We start from the raw sequence: 26,305 nt of genomic DNA, 5'->3' as shown, positions 1-26,305 counted from the left end.
AATCTTAATGAAACAAATTATATCCATATCATCGCCTTAACAATGTTTGTAAACTTATTGCAGTGAACTTATTTTGACTGTGAAAATCACTGATGACTCCAGTATCTGGGGTTACCGGCTTGTGTAATCTGCTTTGCTATGCACTTAAAACATAAAGAGAAACGCTGCGCAACAAACAAAACAGCGTTTCTCTCAGTTATATTCCGATTATAATACTCACCTTTTGCGCCCCGCTTCATACCGGCAATCTAATCTCCGGCTCATATGCTTTCTTCAGGGACCCATCAAATATCTGCATTACGAATGGAGAAGATCACTCCCCTTTTTCCAAAACACTAATATCATGCCAAGAACACTTACCAAACCTTCCGTCATAACAAATGCCATCCATACCCCTGTCATTCCCCAAATGCGGCTCAGCATAAGCACCATGGGAACAAGGACAACACAGCCCCGTGCCACCGAAATAATAAAGGCATTCATCCCCCGCTCGGCAGCACTTAAATACATGCATACAATAATATTGATTCCTGCAAAGAAAAATCCGGCAAAGTAGATCCTAAGCCCCTCCCTGGCAAGACGTGTAATTGCAGCATTCTGCTCACTGTTGAATACATTGATCATTTGATCCGAACAGAAAAATACCAGGAAATAAATTGCTGATGCAATTGCCAGGGAGGTGACAACCGCATATTGAAGCAGTTTTTTTATGATAATACCGTTCCCTGATCCATAAGCCTTGCTGACCAGCGGCTGTATTCCCTGTGCAATTCCTGTAAAAGCCGAGATTCCTACAAGTGCTATATTGGCCACGATCCCGTAGGAGGCAACACCCAGGTTTCCCTCCAGTTCCAGGATGATTAAATTAAAAGTGATCAAGACAATAGCCGAAGACACCTCCGTAATAAATGCGGCCAGGCCAAGACCAAGGATATCATGGACAGCCTTCCACTGAATTCTGCTTTGCAACCACCGGAGACCGCTTTTCCCTTTTATAAAGTGGGCAGATAAAACCACAAGACTGATAACAGGCGCCAGGCCTGTGGCAAAGGCTGCACCAAACATCCCCATTCCAAACGGAAACATAAATATATAGTCCAAAATTATATTGGAAAGGCTTCCTGTCAGCATTGCAATCATCGACAGCTTAGGATTATTGTCATTCCTCACAAATGCCAGCATGATATTATTCAGGATAAAAAAAGGCGCAAAGCAGAGTATGGTGCTTAAATATGCCTTAGTCAGAGGCAGTGTAGCTGCATCCGCTCCCAATAATACAGCCAGAGGCCCGGAACCCAGAACTCCTGTGATTGCAAACAGCACTCCTGTCAGAATTCCCAGCTTTATACTGGCGGTAAAAACGGCATTTATCCGTTTTCCCTCATTCTGGGATTTCAGAATGCTGTAACGGGTGGCACCTCCCATACCGATCATCAAGCCGGTACCATGAATCAGGCTGTAAATCCCAATTGAAAAATTCAGTGCCGCCAAGCCTGTAGCGCCCAGTGCCTTTGATACAAAAAAAGGTATCTGCCAGTATATAGCAGGAAAGCCCGATCATTCCCAGAATATTAAGGCTCACATATTTGGCGTAGTTTTTTTAAGACAGATTGTTCCATCCCATATCCTCCTTTCAACATAAAAAAGGTGTTCTTAAAATATTCCTTCTGCGACCTAACGGAATATTTCAGAACACCTTAAAATTCTTTACCCGGTGGCAAAGAACAGGTTATTTATTTAAAACCAGAGCTATCATAATACAGTTTTCACTGTTTGTCAATCCTCTGTGATCTTAACCCTTTCTTTATGATATTTCATAATTTACTTTTTTTCATCTTTTTTATCTAAAAGATTTTTTTCAACCCACCGAAACCCTATGATGAGCAGTGTGATAATGATGATTACTACAAATATACTAAGCATTCCCTTCCACATAATATCCAGTGACAGGAGAAATTTTTCAAGCATAGCTGGCTCCTTTCTATCAGGCAGCGGAGATTCCATATATGGCTGCTGATCATAATAATGTGGTTAAAAGGTTTAAAATAATTCCGCCTGCCAATACAGAGGCAATCTGCCCGGAAACATTGGCCCCAATAGCATGCATCAGCAGATGATTGGTGGGGTCTTCCTTGATGGACAGCTTCTGTACCACACGGGCTGACATGGGGAAAGCGGAAATACCGGCTGCGCCGATCATGGGATTGATCTTATTCTTTCTAAACAGGTTGATGAACTTGGCAAACAGCACTCCACCTATGGTGTCAAACACAAAAGCAACAAGGCCAAGTCCCAGGATAATAAGAGTCTGCCAGGTAACAAATGCTTCTGCCCTCATGCTGAACGAAACAGTGATTCCCAAAAGCAGGGTAATCAAATTTGCAAGAATATTCTGTGCCGCATCTGATAAGCTGGTCAGCACGCCGCATTCTCTGAGCAGATTTCCAAACATCAGAAAGCCTACCAGAGAAACAGACTGAGGAGCTACAAATCCGGCGATCATGGTCACTGCAATAGGAAACAGGATCCGCATTCTCTTAGAAACTGTCATCGGATTATAAGGCATCCGGATCAGCCGTTCTTTTTTTAGTGGTAACCAGCTTAATGGCAAAGGGCTGGACTAAGGGGACCAGGGCCATGTAGGAATAAGCCGCTACTGCAATTGGTCCGATGTAATTTGATTTGAGTATCTGGGATACCAGGATAGAGGTAGGGCCGTCGGCAGCACCGATAATACCAATGGATGCCGCGTCAGAAAGGTTGAACCCGAGCAAAACAGCCACGGAAATCGTTAAAAAAATACCAAACTGGGCTGCTGCACCAAACAGCATCATAATGGGATTGGATAACAGAGGCCCAAAATCAATCATGGCCCCGATTCCGATAAACAGGAGAAGAGGCAGCGCTTCCGAGGCTTCGATCCCTGATTCAAACAGCCACTGGATAATGCCATGGGTATTTCCTATGCCGGGAAGAGTCTGATCGATCACGCCGGACATGGGCAGGTTGACCAGTATGGCCCCAAATCCCATGGGAAGAAGGAGCGACGGCTCGTACCCTTTTTTGACAGCAAGATAGATCAGCAAAAAAACCGACGAGATACATGATTAACTGTGGAATGGTAACAGAGGTAAGACCTGACAACAAAAAGCTCATATTTTATCTCCCTTCGTATTGGTACTCCTTTTTATCGGCGAAGCCGTCATATACAACGAAAAGACAAGACCTGCCCTAAATTAGGACACAGGTCTTGTCTTTTCAAATTAAACCAGAACATTACTGTTCAGGATGTTGATTTAACTGCATGCTGATATACATAGAAGGCCGTTTTAGCCGACGCATGCTGACTACTCCCCCATATCTGATTATCATTACCATATCATAAATATAGCCATAAGTCAATGAGGCCAGGCACTTTTAATGCAGCAATTCTTCCAAATGAGGAAGCGCTTTTAAGCTCCTTTTTTAAAATGCCCTTCATATAAGCGATAGCAATTCCATAATTAGTAAATGGCACACCTGCATCCGACGCACACTTCCTGCGGAATTCCATTTCCCTTTCATTAAGCATACAGCCGCCGCAGTGGATGATCAGCTTATAGGCTGACAAGTCTTCCGGAAATTCCCGTCCGGAGGAAGTCTCCATTAAAAGCTCTTTCCCCGTATACTGCAAAAGCCAGCGGGGAAGCTTTACGGTTCCAATGTCATCGCACTGCCTGTGATGGGTACAGCCCTCGGAGATCAGGATTTTATCCCCATCTTTTAAATCACCGATGGCTGCCACTCCCTTCACGGCATCCTCTAAAAAGCCTTATACCTGGCCAGCAGGATGGAAAAGGAGGTGAGAAGGATCTCTTCCGGCACATCCTTGCTTACCTGTCCAAAGACCTGGCTGTCCGTAATGACAAGGGCAGGCCTGGTCCCCAGCCTTTCCAGGGTTTCCTTTAATTCCGTTTCACGCACTGCCACGGATATGGCACCGGCCTCCAGAATATCCCGGATCACCTGCTGCTGGGGCAGGATGAGGCGGCCTTTGGGTGCCGCCTTGTCAATAGGGATCACAAGAACCACCAGGTCATATGGATTCAGTAAATCCCCTGCAATCCTCATTTTTGTATCTCCGGTGTTTATAAGGCTGCCGATCCGTTCTTTTAATTCGTAGATGAACTGGCCTTCTGACGCGCTGACAGAAAGTCCGTCGTCATAGTTCCGGGGTCCCGTCAAATCACATTTATTATAAGCAACCACATAGGGAATCTTTTTTTCCTTAAACAGAAGGATCAATTCTTCGTCGGTTTTTGTCTTTCCAACAGTCCCATCAACAACTAAGACCGCACAATCGGCCCTGTTTAAGATCTGCTTTGTCTTCCTTACCCGCATCTCTCCCAGAGCGCCTTCATCGTCAAAGCCCGGCGTATCAATGATCACCACAGGCCCCATGGGAAGAAGCTCCATGGATTTGAAAACAGGATCCGTGGTAGTTCCTTTTACTTCCGATACAACGGACAGCTCCTGTCCTGTCACTGCATTGACAACGCTTGATTTTCCTGCATTGCGGCGGCCAAAAAAAGCCAATATGCACCCGCTCAGAGGATGGTGTTTCATTAAGTCCCATGCCTGTCACCTCTTCCTACCGTCAATTTCTGCCATGCAGCGAGCCAAAATAAAGCTTGCCTAACCTTGGCGGCTGCCTTAAGGATCAGAAACGGAAATCCCTGATTCCTTTTTCTATTTTCTGTAAATGATCTTCACAGATCAGACGCACCTTTTCCTTTGGAATATGGTTAAGCTCCGCTGCGATCAGGGCCTCACCGACTTTTTTCGTATCTTCGGAAGCGTAATCCATCAAATATTCTTTTAATGTCATCAGGGCATTGGGCTGACAGCAGTTCTGGATCTGACCGCTTTTGCAAAGGCTCATAAAACGGTCTCCCGTACGCCCTTCCCTATAGCAGGCCGTACAGAAAGAAGGAATATAGCCCATATCCATGAGCCAATGGACCACTTCATCAAGGGAACGCTGGTCCGATACGTCAAACTGCTCCGTATCTGTAGGACGGACCTCCTCCTGGTAGCCGCCAACGCTGGTTCTGGAACCGCCGCTGACCTGGGACACTCCAAGGCGGATCACCTTTTGTCTTACTGCCTGGCTTTCTCTGGTGGAAATGATCATCCCAGTATAAGGAACTGAGATCCGGATCAGAGCACAAAGCTTTGCAAACGTCTCGTCATCAATTCCATTATCAAAGGCATCAGGATCGATATCATCGGCCTTTTTGATGCGGGGAACACTAATAGTATGAGGTCCTACCCCATGAGCCGCTTCCAGATGCTCTGCATGCATCATAAGACCGGCAAACTCATATTTATACATCTCCAGTCCAAACAGAACACCCAGACCTACATCGTCAACTCCGCCCTCCATGGCCCGGTCCATGGCTTCGGTGTGATACGCATAATCATGTTTCGGTCCTGTGGGATGAAGTTTTTCATAGCTTTCCTTATGATAGGTTTCCTGGAAAAGAATATAAGTTCCGATTCCTGCTTCTTTAAGCTTTCTGTAATTCTCCACAGTGGTAGCAGCTATATTTACGTTTACCCGGCGGATGTCGCCGTTCTTATGTTTAATGGAATATATGGTCTTGATGCAGTCCAGAATATATTCGATGGGATTATTAACCGGATCCTCACCGGCTTCAATGGCCAGGCGCTTATGTCCATATCCTGAAGGGCAATCACTTCTTTTGCCACTTCTTCCTGAGTCAGCTTCTTTCTGGCAATATGTTTGTTTTTCAGATGATAGGGGCAATAGGTACAGCCATTTACGCAATAGTTGGAAAGATAAAGAGGTGCAAAGATCACAATACGGTTTCCGTAGAAATCCTTTTTGATCTGTTCTGCCAGATCATAGAATTCCTGTATTTTTTTCCGGAATCTCACAAGCTAAGAGCACAGATGCTTCCCTGTGAGTCAGGCCCTTTAAGAGCCTTGCCTTGGCAATGATCTGGTCAACCAGTTCTGCATTGTCTTTGTTTTTCTCCGCATAATCAAGAGTTTCAAGAATTTCTTCGTGGGAAATGAATTCCTCCGCTTTCAGCGATTTTGGATCATACATAGTAATTCTTCCTTTCTTTAGGGTCAGCGTTTGCTTTTCCGTCAGTGGTTTATTAATTTCACAGGTCATTGCCCTGGAAACAGCTGTTTTATTCCTTAACTTTTTTAAATCTTCACACCCTGATAGGCCGTCTTGGAGCTGACTCCCTTTAATTTCCCGATCTTTCCGGTCAGTGCGGAAATGATGCTTTGAGGCGCATCCACAGCAATGCTTATGATGCTTACCTGCTTTTTCGGATAGGGGATTCCCATGCGGCCGATGATATACTTCCGGTATTCATGAAGGATTTCATTCAGCAGTTCCACAGATTCTTCCTCTTCCACAACGATGCCGATTACGGCGATTCTCGTTTCCATGCTTTCCCTCCGTTCTTTTAACCAGGCAATGAATGCTTTATAAAAGTAAAAAAAGCCGCGCCATCAAGGCGCGGCAAATCAAAGACTCCTCATATGCCGAACCTTCTACTTCAAACTGTGTTTTTGGTGTCAGGATGCTGTTATATTTTTATCATAACATAAGTGAGAATTTTTTTCAATTTGGTTTTTATGTATATTTTAATTTGTTTATTGCTTTTTAAGGGAATGTCACAGAAGCTCAGAGGGAAACTATAGGACCATTCAGGAAATCATTCATTTAAATAGTATTCCAGGTATGGAAGAATCCACCTTTGAAGGTGGAAAGACTTTGATATTTGATTGTACGAATTATAATGGAGTGAAGTAAAGGCCGCCAGATAAGCTGGCGGCCTGCACTACCCCTATCATTTTCCTTATTACGCCTTAAAGGGGCTGAAGTTTTTATTATTTGCTGTCATCCTCAATATTTTCAAGCATTTTGTTAAGTGTTGATTTAAATACATCCAGGTCTTCAAAAGATATGCCGTTAAGCACATCAGATTTGAATTTTTCTGCAACATCCAGCATGGCTGTCTCAATTTCTTTGCCGTTATCGGTTAGAATTAAAAATTTCATTCTTTTGTCATCGTTGCTGCTGATGCGGTTGACCCAGCCATACCGTTCCATTTTATCTATTAACCTGACAACACTCGGTTCTTTTAGAGACATTTTATCGGCCAACTGCCTTTGAGTGATCATATCATTATTTTTGATATAATATAATGCAATCCATTGGCTTCTTGTTATATTAAAATTATTCAGCCTCTTTTCTAAAGAATCTGCTAAATCCTTTGCTCCTTTACAAGTAACAAAGGCAATACAATCATCTAAATTAAACATAATACTCACCATCTGATTTTTTTATATCATATATTAACATAAAACGATCTGGTGTACAATGTTTTTCAAAATCTTTTCCTTATATTATGAAAATTCAGGATAATTCGAAAGATACCGCACTATACAGTCCCATACCGCCTGTTCGTTAAAACGGGTTTTATACAGTTCCTTTTCACAGGCTTTAAAATCATATAGTTTCAAGCTGTCCGTGCTTATTTTTACATTTTGAATCATGTCATCAGCGATTGAGATATACACAGACATATTTCCAAAAGAATAGTTACGTTCCAGCTCCACATCAAATTTAGGTGACTGGGCATACATCCAATTGTCAGACGAGAGGACTTTCTCTAATGGCGGTTGAAAATTATTTTTATTAATATATTCAACATTTTTGCATTCAAAGGTCTCTATAAAGGCCTGAATAACTGACTGGGCAGTGATTTCACTGTTTATTTCTGATAGATTAGTGACTCTGCTCCTTACGGATTCCACACCTTTGGACTTTAACTTTATTTTTGACGGTGTAAGGGCATTTTCCAACTGCTCAAAATTTACATTGACCATAACCGTACCATGATACATGTAATTATCGCCGTCCGTATAATATGCGTGACCGGAAAACTTTCGGCCTTTGAATAATAAATCATTTCTGCCGCTAAATTCGCAGTCGATCCCAAGCCGCTGCATGGCTGACTGTATCAGCTTGATGAAGTGATCCTGGCTGGCTGATGCCTCTTTTGTAATAAAAGTGAAATTAACATTGCCTTTATCATGGTACACTGCCCCGCCCCCGGAAAACCTGCGGACTGCTTTTACGTTATGTTCCCTTAAGTACTCCAGATTGCATTCTGCATACAGGTTCTGGTTCCTTCCTATAATGACAGATGAATCGTTTTGCCATAAAAACAGATGGATATCTTCCTCAGAGGTTAAAAACAGCTGATGCTCTGCTGCTATATTAAAGCAGGGATCAAATTCTTCGGATATTACTATTTTTTTTCATTATTGATGCAAGGCTCCAATTCCAAAATCCAGTGCGGCTTCATGAATCGTTTCACTGGTAGTAGGGTGCGGGAATATGGTTTCGGTGATTTCTTTATCAGTAAATCCATTGGCAATCGCTAATGTTAATGAGCTGATTAAAGAAGAGGCATCGGCACCTATGACTGACCCGCCTATTATTTTTCCTGTATTTTTGTTTTTAATCAGTTTTAAAAAGCCTCGCGCCTCATTCATGGTCAAAGCCTTTCCGTTTCCAGCAAAGGAAAATTTACTTACTTCAATGTCAATGCCTTTGATTCTTGCTTCGTCTTCCCCAATACCCACACTTGCGATTTCCGGTGAAGTAAATATTACATTAGGAACAGCTGAATAATTCATCTCTTTATGCTTTCCTAATATATTATCTATAGCAATGATACCCTGATGGGAAGCTACGTGAGCCAGCTGAATGATATTTGTTACATCTCCAATAGCATAAATATTGTCAATATTTGTACGCATGGAATGATCTACCTGGATCCCTCTTCCGTTTTCGTTTAACAAAACGCCGCTTTTTTCAATGGACAATCCATCCAGATTGGGTTCTCTGCCAATAGCCACCAATACCTTTTCGCTTACCACTAAATGTTCCCCGGCATTGTTTTCATAGGTAACAACCGCCATACCATCGATGGAACTTTGAATTTTCTTGACCTTTGAACCGGTGTGAATGTGAATGTTGTTTTCTTCTGCCATATCCTGCAGTTCTTTTGAAATATCCCTGTCGACCATGGTCAGCAGCCGGTCCATAAATTCAATCACATGGACATCAACACCGAGGTTTTTATATATAAATGCAAATTCCATTCCGATTACACCACCGCCAATAATGGTTATGGATTTAGGAAGCCTGCAATCAGACAACGCTGCTGTGCTGTTCAGGACAAAAGGAAGTTCTATACCCGGAATGGCAATGTTTGAAATTTTCGAACCTGTTGCCACAATAATATTTTGTGCCTTTATGATATAATTATCCTGGCCTTTTATTGCTACTGTATTTTTATCCATAAATGATGCCTGGCCGGAAATTACATTGATTTCATTTTTTTTCATAAGAAAATCAATTCCGGAAACAAGTCTGTCTTTTATCTTATCCTTACGGTCAATTACCTGTTTCATATTTACTGAAACCGGACCGCCTGTCTCAATACCAAAGACGGACGCATTCCTTACATTGTGGCAGATTTCTGCAGATTTAACAAGGGCTTTTGTAGGAATGCATCCCACATTAAGACAGGTGCCGCCTAATGCTGACTGCTCAACCAGAGTTACTTTTAAGCCGCTTTTCGCTGCATAAATAGCGGCAACATATCCGCCAGGGCCTGCACCTATTATAAGTAAATCGGCAGTTGCTTCCTTAGGGGCTTCCTTTAAGGCGCAATCACAATTTGCTGCCGCGGCTTCTTTATCTGCAGGATCCTCGGCGATCTCAAACATGTCAGCATTTGATGCAATGTCCATGCCCTCTTCACATAATATTTTACAAACAGTTCCATCTGACAGGGCTTTAATCTGGCGGTTTCCTTTGGCTGTTTCAATTTGTACAAGAATATCACCGGCAGCGACCTTATCACCTGTTTTCACATTTATTTTACCTACCTTGCCCATTTTCCCACCAGGAATTATTGACATTTTAATAAGCATAAGTTTTCTCCTTTTCTATAGAAAAAGAGCCAATTTTATAAGATAGGCTCTTTTTCCTTTCAATACTATTTAATCAATTGCCACACCGGATAAAACTAATTTTACACCGTTAGATAAACAATCACCTACAGGGCAGGTGTTCTCAATAAATTTTGCAAACTCTTCTATTTTCTCTTTTGGTTCGTTTGTTTTAAAATGCATTACAAAACGAATCTCCTGAAAACCATTTCTTACATCTGCCAATCCCATGAATCCGTCCGGATCAAGATCTCCTTCCAGCTCAACATGGAATTCCTCAAAAGTAATATTGTGGGCAGCCGCAAATGCTTTCGCTACGATGGACTGGCATGCGCCCAGGGCACACAACAGGGCTTCCACAGGGTTCATAGCAGTATCCGTACCACCCAGATCTTCCGGCTCGTCAAGAAGGATTTTAAAACCTCTTGAATTTGTTTCTACCTGTAAACCTTCAGGTAATGTTTTAGCTGTTGCTTTAAAAGTCGTCAACATAATGCCATCTCCTTTTTAATAAGTATTGGATAATAATTTAACTTGTTAATAATATAACATATTGCGTTATAAAAATCAATAGTTAGCTAAGCATATATTTTATTTTTTTATCATCTTTATATATCCTCGATGTGATTAAGCCAGAATTTTGCCTGATTCCTCCTTCCGTTTCCATTATTGGCCCCTCTTTCTTTGGCGGTATCTCTCCCACTGCCAGGTAGACCGAATACTTATGCCTGGATCCAATTGCTAAATAAAAAGTTCCTTTCCAATAAGAAATTCATAACGGAATTCTCATTGAAAAGGAACTTTTTATCATGGCAATTGTAGCTTACAATTACAACAAATAAACCCTTTGTGTTTATGGATGCTATTTACTATAAAGTCCGGGAAAATAGACGCATTATCAAATGGGCTGCCTCTATGTGGTACTCAGAGTCATTCCAGATGGGAAAGAAAATAGGCATTGCTGCTGGCAAAAAGCCCCTTCTCATCCTTACATTCCACCCGGATATAGGTTTCGTTCCCTTGAAGGAGGAACCTTGCTTCTGTAATGGGTTCTCCCTGTACGGCAGCTCTGCGGCAGGATCTGGTGGTGTCCGTGATCCCACAGATAGCCTGCACCGGCCCGGTCTTTACCACCAGCTCTTTGCCCTCCACATAAAGCTCTTTTATCTCCGGCCCCATGGAGCTGTAGAAATGGCCTTTTACCAGCCCATTTATAACTGCGTCATAGCTTAGGCTTCCCGCCTTTATCATGTTAAAGCCTCCAAAAGAATCGCACAGAGGATCATCAAACGGATGGCCGTTGTGATTATCGTCTGTTGCCAGGCACCACAGCTGTTTGCCCAGCGGAGCATTTCATCATAGGCCTGAGGATTATAACCGTACAGTCCGTCATGCTCGCAGCCGTAATTATAGATTTCCATGGCAAAAAGCCCGTTTAGGCCTTTATAATCGTTGTAGTTCTGCAGGGACCAGTAAGGATGGTTATAGCAGGCTAGAAACCCCAGTTTTTTCATCTCTTCCAGATATCCGTTAATATAATCAAAGTCCCCATACTTACATTCCGGGCAGATTCCCTGTTCCTTTCTGGCCCGCTCATATCCGGGCTTCGTATCGTACAAATTAATATGATACGTCTTATCTTCCGGACGCAGTCTGTCCGGGCTTACCTCATTGATGTCCACCTCTACAGCAGCAAGCGCCAGGAATTCCTCATCGTTCAATTCCTCATGATTCCGATAGATCCTGTGATCCGTAAAGGCCATAATCTGGTACCCATGCTTCTTATAGTTTTCCTTGGCCTCTTCCGGCGTCATTTTTCCATCTGATATGACCGTATGGCTGTGAAGGTTCGCTTTATAAAACCTTCCGGCTCCGGCAATAAATAAATTCTGTCTTTCAACCTTTTTTTCCTCCTATCCCGTCAAGCGGATATTCGCAATGACCAATGGATCAGACCCTCCGGGCCCCTGCTTGCTTCGGTTAATTGCCGTTTTGAAGAAACCGCTTCCACCGGGCTTTTCCGGCCGTGCATACCACGGCTCCCAAAAGGGCAATGATAATCCAGATCAAAATGGTGACATCCCAGCCCGCTTTCTCAGACAATACTCCGATTCCGTAGGCAGAGATCGCTCCTCCTGCATAAGCAGAGGAATTCAAAATCCCGGAAGCAGTAGAGGATTTCCCGTAAGGGGCGAAATATATGGGCACCATGCTGACCAGCATGGTATTCACCGCCATCATTGCCGTGGTTGCCAGGCCAAATAAGATCAGCACAGTTATCACGGATCCGCCATTATAAAGCCTTAACAGAGTCAGAGCTGCCGCACATAAGGCAAAAAATGAAGCAGATGTGGCAATCTCGCTTCTGAAAATCTTCCTGTTTGCAATGGAAGCCAGATAAACTCCACTTAAGTTTAACACCGGTATGACAGTGGTGCTGATAATGGAGATTACGGATTCCATATGAAATTCTTCGCGGATATAGGTGGGAATCCAGGTGGTCACTCCATCCTTTAAAACTCCCTGGAACATCAGTCCAAAGCAAAAGAAAATCATTCCGGAAGCCAGAACCAGTTCCCACATGGAAGCATCTGCCTGTTTTTTTATTCTGTGAAACAAGGATCTGGTCTTCTAAAATTCCGTTTTCTTCCACATCCTTTCTTATTTTGCGGCTGCCCAAGAACCAGACCAGGCTGATAACTGCCAGACACAGGGAAGAAAAGAAAAAGACCGTTCTCCAATGAAATTTCCAAACAATGAGCGCAGTCAGCCCATATGCTGCAAAGGTTCCGATGGGAACACTGCTGTTGATGTTTACGCAGAATTCTTTCTGGTTGCATGTGGGAATCCAGTCGGAAAACAATTTAATGATCGGCGACCAGATCAAGGACTGAAATAAGCCATTGATACACCATACCACCGCCATCTGCCAGACAGATCCAGATAGTCCCATTGCCCCATTGCAGATTCCTGAACCCAGAACCCCTACGAAGATCATCTTATAAGGTTTTTTCTTATCTCCCAGTATTCCGCTGAAAAGCTGTCCAAGTCCATAGGAAAAAAAAGAATGCGGTTCCTATAAAACCTGCCGCTCCCTTATCATATCCTTCCACCCTGATAATTTCCGTTAAAGAGGCGGAATAATTCAGCCTCCCAAGATATGTAGAAAAATATGCTGCCCAACATAGCCAGAACAGCATGGACTGCATTTTTTTCTGACCGGATCTTTTTTTTGTTGTATCATTCTGTCCAAGTTTATGTCTCCTGATCTGTGACGAATTTTAAGGGCAGATCCTTCAGGAAATATGCATTGGAATTTGCATACAGCCCGTTTTCACTGCGGCACACCACACGGATGTAGCCTTCCCTTCCCGTTAAAGGAAATCTTGCCTCTTCCAATGTTTCTCCGTGGGGCGCTGCTTTTATGCGGCAGTTCTTGCCTTCCATTTTCATGTAAATCTTCTCTACCGGGCTGGTTTTTACAACCAGGTCCTTGCCTTCGATATAGAGGGAATGGATCTCAGGACCCATGGAGCTGTAGAAATCACCCCTTTTTAAGGCCTTCATCACTGCCGGATAGGTAAGCTCCTTTGCTTTGATCCTTATAAAGCCTCCAAAAGAATCGCAGAACGGATGTCCCATGGGATATTCATTCTGGTTGCCGTCTGATGCCAGGCAGTAAATTTTCTTCCCGCAGCGCAGCATCTCATCATAAGCCTGGGGATTGTAACCGTTCAGTTCGAAAAGATCGCTGCGGTAATGATAGACCTCCATGGCAAAAAGCTCTTCAAGCCCTGTATAATCCTCATAATTCTGCATGGACCGGTATGGATGGCAGTCACATGCCAGAAAGCCCAGCTGCTTCATCTTCTTTATGTAGGCATTGATGCCGGAACAATCATAATTTCCGGTTTCCTTCCCACAGGCTCCTGCCTTCTCTTCCTGCATCTCATCCGGATTGCTGTCATAGAAATTAATATGAAAAGCGCCTCCTCTGGCCTGCTCCCTGTCCATGGGGCCTTTTCTCAGCTCCGCTCCAAAGCCTGCCAGGGCCAGAAAATCTTTTGTGGTCAGCTGGTGGTGAGGGCAATATTTCCCGTGATCCGTAAAGGCCACGATCTGATAACCTCTTTTCCCATATTCCTCTTTCACCTGCTCAGGTGTCAGCTTTCCATCGGAAACCGTTGTATGGCAGTGCATATTCGCTTTATAAAAATTCCCCTCCATGGGAGAAGATAAATCCGTTCATCCATTGCTCTTCCCTTTCCTGACGGTTCTTTCTAAACTGAAAAGAAAGCGCTGCCAAATGCCATGGCAGCGCTTTCTCATTATTACTGTGCTTCTTTTATCGCTTCATTTGCTCTGTCCTGAATTGATTTCATGGTATCTTCCAGTGATTTTTGTCCCTGGCCGTATAACTGGCCTTCCTCGGTATAAATCTGTCCGATGGTCGTATCAGCAGTACCCATGATCTTTTCACTTAAGTATGCTCTGCTGTTATCAAACCAGCCTGCCATAAAGTCTTCCACTGTTAAGTTGTCATCTTTAAATTTAGGAAGCAGGCTGCTTTCGATATAGGCTTTTGCTTCGTCTTCTGTTAAGATCTTGGCAGGAACACGTCCGTAGCCTAAGGTATATTTGTTTTCACAAATGGTTTTGATCGCTTCAAATGCTGCTTCTTTGTTCTTGGATGTCTTTGGAATCGCATAGCAGCTTGTAATCGTTAAAGAAGATGGATCAGAGCCTTCCGGATAAGGCATTGGAAGGATTCCAAGTTCCCAGTCTCTTGGGTATTTTACCTTATCAGATAAAGCACTTGCTACCCAGCCGCCATATACGTACATACCGATGTTTCCATTTACCATAAAGGAGTTATATGGATATGTGCCGGAAGCCAGATCCAGACAGTTAGGCTGAATCTTTAACTCATTACCCAGGCTGAAGAACCACTTCATGGCATCGGCATATGCCGGATCATCAAAATTAGCAGTTCCGTCTGCCTTGTAAGCAGATGCGCCCTTCTGTGTTGCCTGCATATAGTTGCAAGCAACGTCATCGCTCATAAAGGAGCCCCAGACATTTTTATCAGGATTATTCAGCTTTTTAGCAGTCTCTACATATTTTTCCCAGGTCCAGCCTTCTGCGGTAGGATAAGGAATGTTTGCTTCATCAAAAATCTTTTTATTATAATAGGTCAGCCAAATATCTTTTTCTGCCGGAATTGCATATGTCTGATCTTCAAATTTTACAGTCTGGCCGCCATACAACGTATCCATATCATAATTATCTGCTTTTGCAAGCTCATCAATTGGCTCTAAAACAGCAGCTTTGTAGAATTCCTCTAATTGAAGGGGAGTTCTGCCTATAATGTCCATATCTTCTCCGGCCATCAGGCTTACAAGCACCTTGTCCATTTCTCCTGCTTTTGATGTAGGAGTAATGAAAAATTCTACATTAATACCTGTTTTTTTCTTTGATTAATGCTATCATTTCTTTTGTTTCCGTACTGGTTGCGGCATTATCTGTCAGTGCCCATTTTACTGTTACACCGTCAAATGGCTTGTCGCTGTCTGTCTTTTGAGTCGTTTCTGCTGCTTTACTGTCTGTACTGCCCTTAGTATTATCGGCTTTTCCGCATCCGGCCGTACTTAAAACCATGGCTGCAGCTAAGCTTAAAGCAGTGCCGCGTCTTAATGCACTTTTTAATTTCATATCTGTTACCCTCCTTTTATTTATAATCCCATTATAGCTGACATTTTATCTGATTTACATAGGTTGTATTTTAACTTTATATGCTATTTTTATCATTCTATGGATTTTTTCAAAGGAAAACCGATTTTTTTATCCATATATACCAACAAACGAAAGAGTCGGCCCGATCCTTGAGTCTAAAATTTGTACAATCAGTATATCCGATTCTATCTGGGGAAAGCGGGCGATTTTTTTATAGCCTACGGTAGTTCCCTTATATAAACTTACAAGGTTTCCATTTTTCATGGATAAAATTTCAAACGCCTCAATTCTCTGGCTTTTTAATATATTTTCTTTTAAAATAACTGCTGAAATCTTTTGGGGGGCATTCCAGGAAATCTTAAATTCTGCCTTAGGACCTTTTCCCTGATAGTAAGTTTCATAGTCATCCGTTTGTACATCTTTTACTGGATTCCACTCATTTTCTTCTTTGACCAGAATTTCGGTTCCTTCTGCCAGGTTATTCCCGTATCTTTTTTGTATTTCCCTGCCCAGCTCCTGCAGCCTTTTTACATCTTCCTCATGAAGGAGTCCCCTTGGCATGGGAGGAATATTTAAAAGCAGGGTGGTATTTCCCCCTACGGATTTTTCATAAATATCCATCAGGTTATCCAGGGACCGAACTTTATCATCCTCTTCCGGATGGTAGAACCAGCCCGGCCTTATGGATACATCCACTTCTGCCGGATACCAGATTAAGTGTTGCTCCTGTCTTAGACGTTCCCTGCTTCCCAAATCCTCTTCCATACTGCTTATTACCCTTTGCCGGAAAGACGGATCATCTGCATGCTGGCTTAAAGCCGCCACCCGCTCTGCTACCGATAAATCCGCCGGTACAACGCTCCATTCACTGGGCCGGGTATCACCTGCCTCATTGCCGCACCACCGGACATCCGGCCCGCTTACGGAAATGCAGGCGTCCGGCATATAGTTTCTTACGGTATCATAATAACGCTGCCAGTCATAGACCTGCTTTTTGCCATTAAGGCCTTCCCCGCAAGCGCCGTCAAACCAAACGCTGAAAATATCTCCATACCCGGTAAGCAGTTCCGTGAGCTGCGCCACAAAATAATCATCATACGCGTTTCCCTGTCCATAGGTTTCCTGATTCCGATCCCATGGAGAAAGATAAATGCCAAATTTCAAACCGGCTTTTTTACAGGCCTCTGCCACTTCCTTTACAATATCTCCTTTTCCATTCAGATAAGGACTGTACTTCACAGAATGATCGGTGTATTTGCTGGGCCATAAGCAAAATCCGTCATGGTGCTTGCAGGTAAGGATTGCTCCTTTCATCCCTGCCGCCTTAACAGCTTCTGCCCATTGGTCTGCATTCATTTGATCAGGATTAAAGACCTCTGCTGATTCTGTTCCATATCCCCATTCCGTTCCGGTAAAAGTATTCACCGTAAAATGAAAGAATGCATAAAATTCTGTTTTCTGCAGCATAACCTGTCTGTCAGACGGAACAATTTTTATAAGCCTTTCATCTAATTGATTCATTTTTACTCTCTTTTCTACCAGTAGGCTTCCCACGGTTCTGTCAGTCGTATCAATGCTTCCGTATAGAAGTAATCTCCCATAGGGTACATTCATCAACACCGCTATCCTTTACCGTGTTATAAGGAGAACTTTTAGCATAAGTGGAATGAAGCAGGATTCCGTTGGTCTCTTCATCAGAATGATATAAACAATGCTGTGTCAGCGCCTTTATGAAACGTTTTGCATGCTGCAGCATATCCTTTGCTTCATCCGGTTCCAGATATTTTGCCATTTCAAGCATTCCGCAGGCTGCGATTGCCCCGGAAGAAGAGTCCCTTGGTTCCGTACTGCCGTCTGTAAAGTCAAAATCCCAATAAGGTACCAGGTCCCCAGGTAAATGCTCCAGAAAACATGCTGTAATCTTTCTAAAGCTTTCTATGTACATTGGATCAGGACAATATTTATAAGCGATTGCCGAACCATAAATTCCCCATGCCTGGCCTCTCGCCCATATGGAACCGTCCCGGTACCCCTGTGCCGTTACTCCCCGCACCGGATTTCCTGTTTCCGGATCAAAATAATAGGTATGGTATGTAGAAGAATCTTCACGGACCACATATTTCATGCTGGTTCGGATATGGCGAAGGGCGGTCTCACGGTATTTTGTATCCTTTGTTTCCTCTGACGCCCAAAATAACAGCGGCATATTTAAAAGACAATCAATGATTAACCGGTATTCTTTCGGATCGCCCAGCTTTCCCCAGGCCTGGAAAAATTCCCCCTTAGCCTGAAACCGCCCCATCAGATTATCTGCTGCCATCAGAGCAGTTTCTCTTGCCAGCTTGTCACCGGTAAGCTTGTAAGCTGCCACACAGGAGGGTGTATATAAAAATCCCATATCATGATGATCTACTACAATTCTTTTGATCAGACGTTCCTGAAAGCCTGGTATTTGATGAAGGGCGGCTTCTTTAAAAGCCGCCTCCTTTGTATGTTCATATGCCAGCCAAAGCTGTCCGGTCCAGAAACCATTGGTCCAATCATCATTTTCTGCAGCAGGATAGATCTGGTTGGCGCTGCTTGCCGCCGGGAAACTATCATAAAATTTAGAAATATTATTTTTAATTCTGGCGACCGCATGATTCAGCGCATGACGTGCTTCCTCTATGGTGACAGCCTCATAGGTTTCAAGTGTTTCCATTGTCTGCATAAGGAGAATGGGTCCTTTCTAATTTTGTGAAAATGAAAACCACAAAATATCATTTGCCTTTAACTGCATAGAGCACTCTTTGCCATTTCCGTCATAAATCATGGTTTCCTGAGGCTCATACGTGTTGTTTACGATACAATATTTGCCGGTAGCCGGATAATAATTGACTTCCACATTATAGTTGCTGCTATACCATTTTTTTCATTTCCTGCTCCATGCCTGCTGCCCAGAAAATTGCCCGGTAAAGCATCCTGGAGTTTTCAAAGGAATAAGGGATTCCGCTGATATAAACGCTTCTTCCGTCTCCGAACCGGTTGACAGCCATCTGGACATCTTCCCCGTCCTTTTTTAAGATCTCCGCTTCGGAAAGAGCATAGATGTTCTTCATCCCTTCCCCGAAATTAATGTTCCCGGAGGATTCCTCTGTGATAAAATGGCTGTGCTCTTCCCAGTTATATTTATCTGTTGACATAGAAAAGCCCACTTCTTTGTTTACTCCAAGAACATTTGCCAGGGTAAAATACCTGCCCTGATATTCGCAGGCTGACGGCTCTCCTACTCCGATGAATCCGCCTCCAAGGGCTACAAAGGCTTTTACAGCGCTGCTGACCTTTGGATTGGTCCAATATGCCCCGCCGCTGGGAGCTGTGTAGGCATCGCCCACATTGATCACTACCTTGCATTTCTTTAACACATCCGGATCTGCGATCACGTCCTCAAAGCTGATGAACTCCACGTCAAAAGGCATTCCGCTTAAGGCTTCCAGCACTCCTGCATAGGAATAGGTCTGCTTATAATCAATGGCATGGGCTACCATATGGGTTCCCCAGGAACGGATCTTCCCCCAGGAGTTCAGCACTCCCACTTTAAAGTGGCTGTATGGGCTTTGTCCTCCCACATTTTCGTAAAGAAGACGGAATTCATCGCAGACTTCCTCAATGTATTGGATAAACTCCGGGAAATCCAGGGCTAATTTTAAATATCCGCCGTAGCCGATCCGGTCAACCGGTTTTCTTAAGATGGCACGCCTTGCAGTCACCCAGTTTACCTTTGCCTCTTTGATGGGGTCTCCCCCTTCGCAGAATACATCCGGGAAGAAGTAAGGCAGAAAACGGCCCTCCGTATACTTTACTCCCGGAATATCGGAAATCAGGCGAAGAGTGGTTCCATTTCCCACGCTTCCCACTACCGCATCCAGTCCTACGTTTTTAAAATACTCTCCAAATGGTTCCGTTCCGATCCAGTGATCCCCTAAAAACATCATGGCTTCCTTGCCGTAATCATGGCAGATATTCACAAGGACTTTCATGAGCTTGGAAACCTCTCTCTGCTGGAATTCCTGGAAATCCCGGAACTCCTTTGACGGCACCCGGTTGGTGTTGTTATGATACCCCTGGTCAATGATATATTCCGGACGGAAGGGGTAACCGGCCTCTTTTTCAAACTGCTCTAGAATATAAGGGCTGACACTGGCGCTGTATCCAAACCAGTCAACAAACTTTTCTTTTGCAAATTCATTGAATACAAGGGTAAACTGATGGAAAAACGTTGTAAAACGCACCACATTGCTGTCCGGGTTTTCCTCCATCCAGAGTTTTAATTTTTCGATCACATGGCTCTGGGTTTTTGGCTGGCGCACGTCAAAGGTGATCTGATGCTCCACATCCTGCCAGTCATTGGTAATAAAGTTATACATATGAACCGGATCCCAGATGATAAACGCCAGAAAGCTTACCGTATAATCGTGATACCTTTCAGGCTTTAATATAATGACCTCCTGGGTGTTTTCATCATATTCCCATGCATTCGCTCCTAAGGGTTCCCCTGTTGTGCGGTCCACGACCTCCCACCAGCGCTTGATGTCATGAAGGGTATTGGGCTTTAACTGATCCTTATACAGATGCTTCATCAAAGGGATGCGAAGCTCTCCCTTTTCCATTGCCGTGTAAAACTCTGTCATCAAATATACCTGCTGGACTTCATCCGGGTTTGCATTCGCCCATTCGTTGTCCTTTCTGGTAGTATAATAGGTAGAGTAGATCTTGACAGGCATTTTCTTAAGCTCATCCGGCATATTCGTCCCGTCACAATCCCGCAGCGCATCGGCTCCCCATCGCTTTGCAATCTCCTTAGTCTCCTGGATCATATCCACATCCGTGGGAACAGTGACTCTTCCGGTAAGTTTTTTTTCCATCTTATATCCCCTTTCTATGTTATCTTTTCTAATTCCAAAGGCATTTTAACCTGCCTTACATTTTATTTGTTATCCCTTTACACCGGAGGAAGCAACGCCTTCGATGAAAAACTTCTGGCAGAACAGGAAGGCCACCAGAATGGGCAGCAGCACAGCCGTTGCCGCAGCCATCTGACTACCATAATCCTGGATCAGACCAGAGGAGAAAAGCTTTACTCCAACGGACAGCATCTGCTTATCCATGGTTGATATATACAGATAGGGTCCCATATAGTCATTCCAGGACCATGTAAAGGAAAATAGTGCCATGGTCGCAATGGCCGGTTTTGCCAATGGGAAAATAATCTGCCAATAAATGCGCAAATGACCGCAGCCGTCAATTTTGGCCGCTTCACTTAAGGAGTCCGGAATTGAAACAAAGGACTGGCGCAGCAGGAATACAAAATACACGTCAACACAGCTTGGCAGGATCAATGACCACATGGTATCCAGAATGTGTAAATTTTTAAATATCATGTATCTCGGTAAGATCATGATATCGCTGGGAATCATCATGGCTGACAGCAAGATCAGAAATATTGCGTCTTTTCCCTTAAATTTTATTCTTGCAAAACCATATGCCGTAAAGCTTACAAAAAAATATCTTAATTACAATGGTAAGGGCCGTCATGACAACCGTGTTTAAATACCATTTCTGAAAGTTATAAATACCGTTTGTCAATAATGCCTGAAAGTTCATCAGGGTGGGGTTTTCCGGAATCAAATGCCATGGAAATTTCATGACCTCTCCGCTTACCTTAAAGGAAGAGGAGATCATGAACAGGAATGGAAAATTAGATGCCAGCCCGATCAACAGGATAAAAACTGTAAGTGCTATCTTTAAACTTTTCTTTTTGCTTGTCATTGATGATCCCTCCCTTAATAATTAACCCATTTTTTTCTGTCCGCGCCACTGGATCAGCGTTACGATCATGACCAGTGCAAACATGACGAAAGCCATTGCACTTGCCAGACTGGTTTCATATTTTGTAAATGCAGTACGGACAATATTTACGGACATAACGGTAGTCGCCTGTCCCGGACCTCCCTCAGTAAGAGCCTGTATACAGGTAAAGTTCTGGAAGGAACCGATAATGGAGCTGATTACCAGGAAAAAGGTGGTGGGGGAAATCATAGGTATGATGATATTGCGAATCCGCTGCCATTTTGTTGCCCCGTCAATCTGCGCCGCTTCCAGCAGCTCAGCCGGCACCTCCTGCAGCGCTCCAAGATAAACCACCATGTTAAGGCCAACGCCTTTCCATACGGAAATCATAGCCACCGTAGGAAGAGCCAGCTTTAAATTCAGTAAAAGTAAGGGCGGATCAAATCCCATATTTCTTAAAGCAACAATCACAGGACTGTTATTTCCAAGCAGCACCTTAAAGATTACGGCCACTGCCACCATGTTGGATACATAAGGCATGAATACCAGGGAACGCATGGCCTTTTTCATATAGACTCCGTTATTTAACATAAATGCCAGCACAAATCCAAGGATCATGATAAGAGGCACATATACCAGGGAATATTGGAAGGTTCTTATGAGGGATTCCATAATCTCCTTGTTGGTGAATACCTTTATAAAGTTTTGAAGCCCTACAAATTTAAGATTGTCTAACCTTGTAATATATTTCATGTTTAAAAACGACATCACAATTGCGATTACAAAAGGAATGCCGGTGAAAACAGTGAAAAAAATCAGGTAGGGCGAAATAAACAGCCACCCATACCTGTTCTCTTTTTTTCTGGGCTATGGATGTCTTTTCTTTTGTTTTTAATACTGGTGCTTTTTCCTTGCTCATGGGCCTGCCTCCCGCTTTTTATTTTAGGTAGAAAGGCTCATAGGAATAAAAACCTTTCTCTTACTTCTATTCTAACGGATTTTTTCCCAATAAACATAGGTCGATTTTTGTATTTGTTGGTTATTTTCGATTTTTAAGCTGTTTTATTTACTTTTCCTGAATTGGATATTCGCAATCCGCTTCCCTGCTTGATGAGGTTAAATTACCGTGTTCATCAATATCCTCCACGGTAATTCTTGGGATCCGTATAACGGTCAGGGTTCCTGCATCCTTTTTGCTGTAGATGGAAACAGCCCGGTCCACTCCAAAGTACAGCTTGATCCTGGATTCCACACTGTGAAGTCCGATTCCGCTGCTGCACCGGTTCTGCTCCTCCTCATCCTTTCCTGCTTTTCCAAACCGGATCTGATCCCGTATTTCCCTTAATTTCTCCTTGTCCATGCCACGTCCATTATCCATAACTTTTATCACGACCCATTGGCCTTTTTCCTTGACCGTAAGATGGATCATCATGGGCTGCTTTAAACCTGTCATACCGTACAGGAAGGAATTTTCCACCACTGGCTGCATAATTATTTTTAAGGAAAACAGTTCATGGATCTGCCGCATATCCGTCCGAAGATCGAATTCAAACTCATCCTTATAACGGTTTTTCTGAATCTTTACGTAAGCCATAAGATGTTCGATCTCATGTTCCATTGGGACGATGACCTGTCCTCCGCTTATGGATAAGCGGTACATTCTTCCTAGAGAAGCAGCTGTCCTGCCAATGTCCGGCCTTCCTGCCTCATTGGACATCCATACGATATTTTCCAGGGTATTATAGAGAAAATGGGGATTGATCTGGCTCATGAGCACTTCCAGCTCCAGCTCCTTTTTCTTCCGGTCAGACTGCAGCCCTTCAATGATATGGGTATTGATCCGTTCCAGCATGGAATTGTAATAGCGGATCATATCCCCCACTTCATTTTTCTGTTTTACCTCAACATAGGCGTTTAAATTTCCTCCGTACACCTCTTTCATGGAGGCGTTAAGCTTTCCAATGGGGTCCATGAAGCTTTTGTATAAATATAGTATCATCATGCACAAAAGCCACGCATGCCACCATGACCAGGAAGATCCTGTAGTAGAGCACATCCACTTCCCTTGTGACCGATTTTATGGGAACTACCATAACGATCTTCCAGTCATTTACGTCGGAAGCCTTTACCTGGATCATCTGATTTCCGAAAGCTTCCCATCCTTCTTTTAAATTTCCCGTCTGATCCAGGATCTTTCCTTTCAGCTTTTCTGAAATCTCTCCTGCCGCAACAGCCTTTTCATTGCTGGAGGAAATCAGTTTGCCATCTTCTGTGATCACGTAGATATCACCTGGAATGGATTTTGCCAGTTCCGCATACTGATCATAGATATCCTTCTCTTTTAAGGCAAACAGCTGCACATATTCATATCTTCCCTTTTTCCAGGAATAGATCCTTCGAATGCCCATCACGGCCTTTCTGGCCCGGACCTCCCCTGGCACGTCACTGAGAAGGAAGTTGTCCTGAAGAGGATACCAGCGGAATTTCATCAGGAGGTCGGGGTCCTCAATGTTCATGGCCCGCAGTTTATGAATCACCTCTTCTGTATCATTATTGGGGTCCAGGAAATTAAATAATTCTCCTTTGTACGTATAGATGGCGCTGATCCTCACCCGCTGGTTCAGCATATCATAGGCTCCGAAAATGTTGCTGTAAATCCTTACAATGTCAAGCTTTTTATACAACTGTTCCTGTGGGGAATATTCTTTTTCAATGTATTCATCAAGCTGGTCATTGGCTGCAAAATTGTCGGAAACGCTGTAAATATCCTGAAGCTTTGCATCAATCTTATTGGCAATATCCGTGACCCGGCCCTGAGTCGTGCGCATGTACTCCTGTCTCATAACCTTTCGCGTATGCCAGAACAGTATGGTTATGATCATAATAACCGGGATAAGCACCTGGAGAATGCCGTACAGCATCCTGCGCTTTAATCCGATATTTCTTTTCTTTGCCTGCCCCTTTCCCTTATTCATTTTCATTGTTTTTTTTCTGCACTTCCTCCCTCCGGCTGGATAATGTTCCGGTACTCTTTCGGACTTATCCCGTACTTTTTCTTAAACAGCTTAATATAGTTGGATACATCGGCCCAGCCCATTTCCTCGGAAATTTCATAGATCTTCCTTGCAGGATCCGCAAGAAGCTTCTTGCTTTTTTTCCAGTCTCTTTGTAATGATGTAATCGCTGAAATTACACCCGAATTCATTTTTAAATATTTTGGAAATATAGGCAGAATTCTTATGCACCTTTGACCCCACGTATTCCAGGGAAATCTGATTGGAATCGTATTCCTCATCCACAATCTCCCTGATCTTCTGGGCAAGGCTGCTCTGGCTCTTCCATTCTCCCTTCATATCCGCCATTTCCTTTGAAACCTCCCGAAGGATCCGGGATAAAAATTCTTTTTTTCTCATGAAGGCTTTTTAAGGGATAAATGCCGGTATAGGTGCAGTCCAGCTTTTTCATCACTTTTTCCAGCCGGACGCCATAGCGCAGTAATGCCCGGGACAAATTAAACAGCAGCTCAAGGCTTAAGCGGTTAATGTAATCATAATCCAGAATCACCTTTCCCTTGAATTCAGAAAAAAATCCCATTTAAAATTTCCTCTGCCTTATTTTCTTCCTGTTCCATGATTTCCTTTAAAATCTGGCCCGTATCAAAGGAAACCGCATAGTAATCAAAATCTGCTTCCTGTATCTCCTTATAGGTCATGACCAGGTTCTTTCCCTCGCTGTAAATCTTCTGGCTGGCACAGCATTTTGCCTGTTCATAGCACTGGGGAAGCATCTGGAAATCTGTATAAAAATTGCTGATACCGGCATAAATGGGAATGCCGTTCTCCTGTAAGACTACCTCTGCCATTTCCCTGACATAAGAATACAGTTCCTCTTCCTGGGGTTCTTCTCCAGCGCTTAAGATCCCGGTTATCTTTTCCTCAAAGTTCAGGACATAGGTTCCGGCAATCCCTTCTTTTGAAAACTTCTCGTTTAATATCTTCTCCACCTTCATCTGATCCTGATAGAAGGCGTTTTTATCTTCCGTATTTGGCACATCCGGATGGATCAGTATCACACCATACCAGTTTTCTCCCTTGCGGAAGAATTCTTCCTCCATCTCTTCCTCATGGTAGCCATATCCCTTGATCAAAGCGTTGAATGTTCTTCTAAGCTTTAAGCCCCTGCTCTCTTCATAGGCTGACTTTAATTCTCTTTCTTCTAATTCCTTTTTTCCTTCCTCATCAAGACGTTCTTTTATTTTCCGGAAGGTCACTTCAAATTCATCAAGGTCCGTGGGCTTTAGTAAGTATTCCATGACCCGGTTTTTAATGGACATCTGCAAATATTCAAAATCATTGTATCCGCTTAGAATAATGATCTTGATTTCCGGGTAATGCTGGCTTAAATGCTGCATCAGCTCCACCCCATCCATTTCCGGCATCCGGATATCGGAAAGCACCACATGGGGTTTGTCCTTTTCGATTTGTTCCAGCGCCTCTATTCCATTGCCGCAGACGCCGCTGATAACAAATCCCCACTTTTCCCATTCAATGCTGTTTGCGATTCCGTATGCAATTGACTTTTCATCTTCCACTATCAGTAGTTTATACATTTCAGACCTCCATCCCGCCATATTATATAACAAACTTCTTTATTTACTCAAGCTTCTTTTCCCTTTGCCTGCCGGTTC

At 43.4% G+C, this 26,305-nt stretch carries 22 protein-coding genes and 6 pseudogenes; all 28 read right to left on the bottom strand.

Going from position 1 to position 26,305, the window contains the following annotated elements; translation table 11 throughout:
• Nucleotides 1-297: 297 nt before the first annotated feature.
• The 28 genes and pseudogenes from JCM10519_RS08860 to JCM10519_RS28080 all read right to left on the bottom strand — a co-directional run bounded on the left by JCM10519_RS08860 (nt 298) and on the right by JCM10519_RS28080 (nt 26,227).
• A pseudogene (locus tag JCM10519_RS08860) lies at nt 298-1,561 on the bottom strand (MATE family efflux transporter).
• 260 nt (nt 1,562-1,821) lie between these two features.
• Nucleotides 1,822-1,968: a hypothetical protein gene (locus JCM10519_RS08855; protein WP_347843626.1), complete on the bottom strand. Its 147-nt coding sequence runs from the start codon at nt 1,966-1,968 to the stop codon at nt 1,822-1,824.
• 49 nt (nt 1,969-2,017) lie between these two features.
• Nucleotides 2,018-3,156: pseudogene (locus JCM10519_RS08850) on the bottom strand (sodium ion-translocating decarboxylase subunit beta).
• Between the two features lie 223 nt (nt 3,157-3,379).
• Nucleotides 3,380-4,615 (bottom strand): annotated as a pseudogene (gene hydF, locus JCM10519_RS08845) ([FeFe] hydrogenase H-cluster maturation GTPase HydF).
• Between the two features lie 84 nt (nt 4,616-4,699).
• A pseudogene (gene hydG, locus JCM10519_RS08840) lies at nt 4,700-6,115 on the bottom strand ([FeFe] hydrogenase H-cluster radical SAM maturase HydG).
• A 104-nt stretch (nt 6,116-6,219) separates the two neighbouring features.
• Nucleotides 6,220-6,471, bottom strand: coding sequence for a TM1266 family iron-only hydrogenase system putative regulator (locus JCM10519_RS08835; RefSeq protein WP_054738662.1), 252 nt, complete (start codon nt 6,469-6,471; stop codon nt 6,220-6,222).
• A gap of 444 nt (nt 6,472-6,915) precedes the next feature.
• On the bottom strand, nt 6,916-7,350 hold the full coding sequence (locus tag JCM10519_RS08825; RefSeq protein ID WP_054738659.1) for a MarR family transcriptional regulator: 435 nt from the start codon (nt 7,348-7,350) through the stop codon (nt 6,916-6,918).
• An 84-nt stretch (nt 7,351-7,434) separates the two neighbouring features.
• A complete protein-coding gene (locus JCM10519_RS08820; protein WP_347843696.1) occupies nt 7,435-8,340 on the bottom strand; it encodes a lipoate--protein ligase in 906 nt (301 codons plus the stop codon).
• Nucleotides 8,341-8,355: 15 nt separating this feature from the next.
• Complete coding sequence (gene lpdA / locus JCM10519_RS08815; protein ID WP_054738655.1) at nt 8,356-10,038, bottom strand: dihydrolipoyl dehydrogenase; 1,683 nt, start codon at nt 10,036-10,038, stop codon at nt 8,356-8,358.
• A gap of 69 nt (nt 10,039-10,107) precedes the next feature.
• Nucleotides 10,108-10,548, bottom strand: coding sequence for an OsmC family protein (locus tag JCM10519_RS08810; protein ID WP_347843625.1), 441 nt, complete (start codon nt 10,546-10,548; stop codon nt 10,108-10,110).
• Nucleotides 10,549-10,986: 438 nt separating this feature from the next.
• Nucleotides 10,987-11,307 carry a hypothetical protein gene (locus tag JCM10519_RS28130; protein ID WP_347843624.1) on the bottom strand — a complete coding sequence of 107 codons (321 nt, stop codon included), beginning with the start codon at nt 11,305-11,307 and terminating at the stop codon, nt 10,987-10,989.
• A complete protein-coding gene (locus JCM10519_RS28125; RefSeq protein WP_347843623.1) occupies nt 11,304-11,870 on the bottom strand; it encodes a hypothetical protein in 567 nt (188 codons plus the stop codon). Before JCM10519_RS28125 ends, JCM10519_RS28130 begins: the two co-directional genes overlap by 4 nt.
• A gap of 166 nt (nt 11,871-12,036) precedes the next feature.
• The gene (locus tag JCM10519_RS28120) at nt 12,037-12,675 is read right to left on the bottom strand and encodes an MFS transporter (RefSeq protein ID WP_347843622.1); all 639 of its coding nucleotides are present in this window, start codon (nt 12,673-12,675) and stop codon (nt 12,037-12,039) included.
• Nucleotides 12,676-12,772: 97 nt separating this feature from the next.
• Nucleotides 12,773-13,081 (bottom strand): annotated as a pseudogene (locus JCM10519_RS28115) (MFS transporter); the annotation flags it as partial.
• 230 nt (nt 13,082-13,311) lie between these two features.
• Nucleotides 13,312-14,283 (bottom strand): PHP domain-containing protein, encoded by a 972-nt coding sequence (locus JCM10519_RS08795; RefSeq protein ID WP_347843621.1) that lies wholly within the window; start codon nt 14,281-14,283, stop codon nt 13,312-13,314.
• A 104-nt stretch (nt 14,284-14,387) separates the two neighbouring features.
• Nucleotides 14,388-15,470, bottom strand: coding sequence for an extracellular solute-binding protein (locus tag JCM10519_RS08790; protein ID WP_347843620.1), 1,083 nt, complete (start codon nt 15,468-15,470; stop codon nt 14,388-14,390).
• 40 nt (nt 15,471-15,510) lie between these two features.
• Complete coding sequence (locus JCM10519_RS28110; RefSeq protein WP_347843619.1) at nt 15,511-15,768, bottom strand: hypothetical protein; 258 nt, start codon at nt 15,766-15,768, stop codon at nt 15,511-15,513.
• A gap of 129 nt (nt 15,769-15,897) precedes the next feature.
• Entirely contained in the window at nt 15,898-17,403 is a 1,506-nt protein-coding gene (locus JCM10519_RS08785) for an alpha-L-fucosidase (RefSeq protein WP_347843618.1), read from the bottom strand.
• Nucleotides 17,360-18,490, bottom strand: coding sequence for a glycoside hydrolase family 88 protein (locus JCM10519_RS08780; RefSeq protein WP_347843617.1), 1,131 nt, complete (start codon nt 18,488-18,490; stop codon nt 17,360-17,362). The genes JCM10519_RS08785 and JCM10519_RS08780 overlap by 44 nt, the downstream gene beginning before the upstream one ends.
• Nucleotides 18,491-18,517: 27 nt before the next feature.
• Nucleotides 18,518-20,693 (bottom strand): annotated as a pseudogene (gnpA, locus tag JCM10519_RS08775) (1,3-beta-galactosyl-N-acetylhexosamine phosphorylase).
• A 69-nt stretch (nt 20,694-20,762) separates the two neighbouring features.
• Nucleotides 20,763-21,248, bottom strand: coding sequence for a carbohydrate ABC transporter permease (locus tag JCM10519_RS28105; protein ID WP_347843616.1), 486 nt, complete (start codon nt 21,246-21,248; stop codon nt 20,763-20,765).
• 37 nt (nt 21,249-21,285) lie between these two features.
• Complete coding sequence (locus JCM10519_RS28100) at nt 21,286-21,597, bottom strand: hypothetical protein (protein WP_347843615.1); 312 nt, start codon at nt 21,595-21,597, stop codon at nt 21,286-21,288.
• Between the two features lie 21 nt (nt 21,598-21,618).
• Entirely contained in the window at nt 21,619-22,290 is a 672-nt protein-coding gene (locus JCM10519_RS08765; RefSeq protein ID WP_347843614.1) for a sugar ABC transporter permease, read from the bottom strand.
• A gap of 394 nt (nt 22,291-22,684) precedes the next feature.
• The gene (locus JCM10519_RS08760) at nt 22,685-23,620 is read right to left on the bottom strand and encodes a histidine kinase (protein WP_347843613.1); all 936 of its coding nucleotides are present in this window, start codon (nt 23,618-23,620) and stop codon (nt 22,685-22,687) included.
• Complete coding sequence (locus JCM10519_RS28095) at nt 23,568-24,599, bottom strand: cache domain-containing protein (protein ID WP_347843612.1); 1,032 nt, start codon at nt 24,597-24,599, stop codon at nt 23,568-23,570. Before JCM10519_RS28095 ends, JCM10519_RS08760 begins: the two co-directional genes overlap by 53 nt.
• The gene (locus tag JCM10519_RS28090) at nt 24,596-24,823 is read right to left on the bottom strand and encodes a helix-turn-helix domain-containing protein (protein WP_347843611.1); all 228 of its coding nucleotides are present in this window, start codon (nt 24,821-24,823) and stop codon (nt 24,596-24,598) included. The genes JCM10519_RS28095 and JCM10519_RS28090 overlap by 4 nt, the downstream gene beginning before the upstream one ends.
• A gap of 86 nt (nt 24,824-24,909) precedes the next feature.
• Entirely contained in the window at nt 24,910-25,212 is a 303-nt protein-coding gene (locus tag JCM10519_RS28085) for a hypothetical protein (protein ID WP_347843610.1), read from the bottom strand.
• Entirely contained in the window at nt 25,196-26,227 is a 1,032-nt protein-coding gene (locus JCM10519_RS28080; RefSeq protein ID WP_347843609.1) for a response regulator, read from the bottom strand. The genes JCM10519_RS28085 and JCM10519_RS28080 overlap by 17 nt, the downstream gene beginning before the upstream one ends.
• Nucleotides 26,228-26,305: the final 78 nt, after the last annotated feature.

It is taken from the genome of Clostridium sp. NkU-1 (assembly GCA_001312405.1).
The sequence above is the reverse complement of the archived record's forward strand: the minus strand, read 5'-3'. Positions and strand labels throughout refer to the sequence as shown.

Coding starts and splice junctions, on each gene's coding strand:
- JCM10519_RS28110 (WP_347843619.1), bottom strand. CDS start 15,768: ATGAAATTAAAAAGTGCATTAAGACGCGGCACTGCTTTAAGCTTAGCT.
- JCM10519_RS28105 (WP_347843616.1), bottom strand. CDS start 21,248: ATGATGATTCCCAGCGATATCATGATCTTACCGAGATACATGATATTT.
- JCM10519_RS08785 (WP_347843618.1), bottom strand. CDS start 17,403: ATGAATGTACCCTATGGGAGATTACTTCTATACGGAAGCATTGATACG.
- JCM10519_RS08780 (WP_347843617.1), bottom strand. CDS start 18,490: ATGGAAACACTTGAAACCTATGAGGCTGTCACCATAGAGGAAGCACGT.
- JCM10519_RS08765 (WP_347843614.1), bottom strand. CDS start 22,290: ATGGAATCCCTCATAAGAACCTTCCAATATTCCCTGGTATATGTGCCT.
- JCM10519_RS08825 (WP_054738659.1), bottom strand. CDS start 7,350: ATGTTTAATTTAGATGATTGTATTGCCTTTGTTACTTGTAAAGGAGCA.
- JCM10519_RS28125 (WP_347843623.1), bottom strand. CDS start 11,870: ATGACGCCGGAAGAGGCCAAGGAAAACTATAAGAAGCATGGGTACCAG.
- JCM10519_RS28085 (WP_347843610.1), bottom strand. CDS start 25,212: ATGGGATTTTTTTCTGAATTCAAGGGAAAGGTGATTCTGGATTATGAT.
- JCM10519_RS28080 (WP_347843609.1), bottom strand. CDS start 26,227: ATGTATAAACTACTGATAGTGGAAGATGAAAAGTCAATTGCATACGGA.
- JCM10519_RS08795 (WP_347843621.1), bottom strand. CDS start 14,283: ATGGAGGGGAATTTTTATAAAGCGAATATGCACTGCCATACAACGGTT.
- JCM10519_RS08855 (WP_347843626.1), bottom strand. CDS start 1,968: ATGCTTGAAAAATTTCTCCTGTCACTGGATATTATGTGGAAGGGAATG.
- JCM10519_RS08835 (WP_054738662.1), bottom strand. CDS start 6,471: ATGGAAACGAGAATCGCCGTAATCGGCATCGTTGTGGAAGAGGAAGAA.
- JCM10519_RS08760 (WP_347843613.1), bottom strand. CDS start 23,620: ATGATGATACTATATTTATACAAAAGCTTCATGGACCCCATTGGAAAG.
- JCM10519_RS08790 (WP_347843620.1), bottom strand. CDS start 15,470: ATGGACAAGGTGCTTGTAAGCCTGATGGCCGGAGAAGATATGGACATT.
- JCM10519_RS28090 (WP_347843611.1), bottom strand. CDS start 24,823: ATGAATTCGGGTGTAATTTCAGCGATTACATCATTACAAAGAGACTGG.
- JCM10519_RS28095 (WP_347843612.1), bottom strand. CDS start 24,599: ATGAAAATGAATAAGGGAAAGGGGCAGGCAAAGAAAAGAAATATCGGA.
- JCM10519_RS08810 (WP_347843625.1), bottom strand. CDS start 10,548: ATGTTGACGACTTTTAAAGCAACAGCTAAAACATTACCTGAAGGTTTA.
- JCM10519_RS28100 (WP_347843615.1), bottom strand. CDS start 21,597: ATGACAAGCAAAAAGAAAAGTTTAAAGATAGCACTTACAGTTTTTATC.
- JCM10519_RS28130 (WP_347843624.1), bottom strand. CDS start 11,307: ATGATAAAGGCGGGAAGCCTAAGCTATGACGCAGTTATAAATGGGCTG.
- lpdA (WP_054738655.1), bottom strand. CDS start 10,038: ATGCTTATTAAAATGTCAATAATTCCTGGTGGGAAAATGGGCAAGGTA.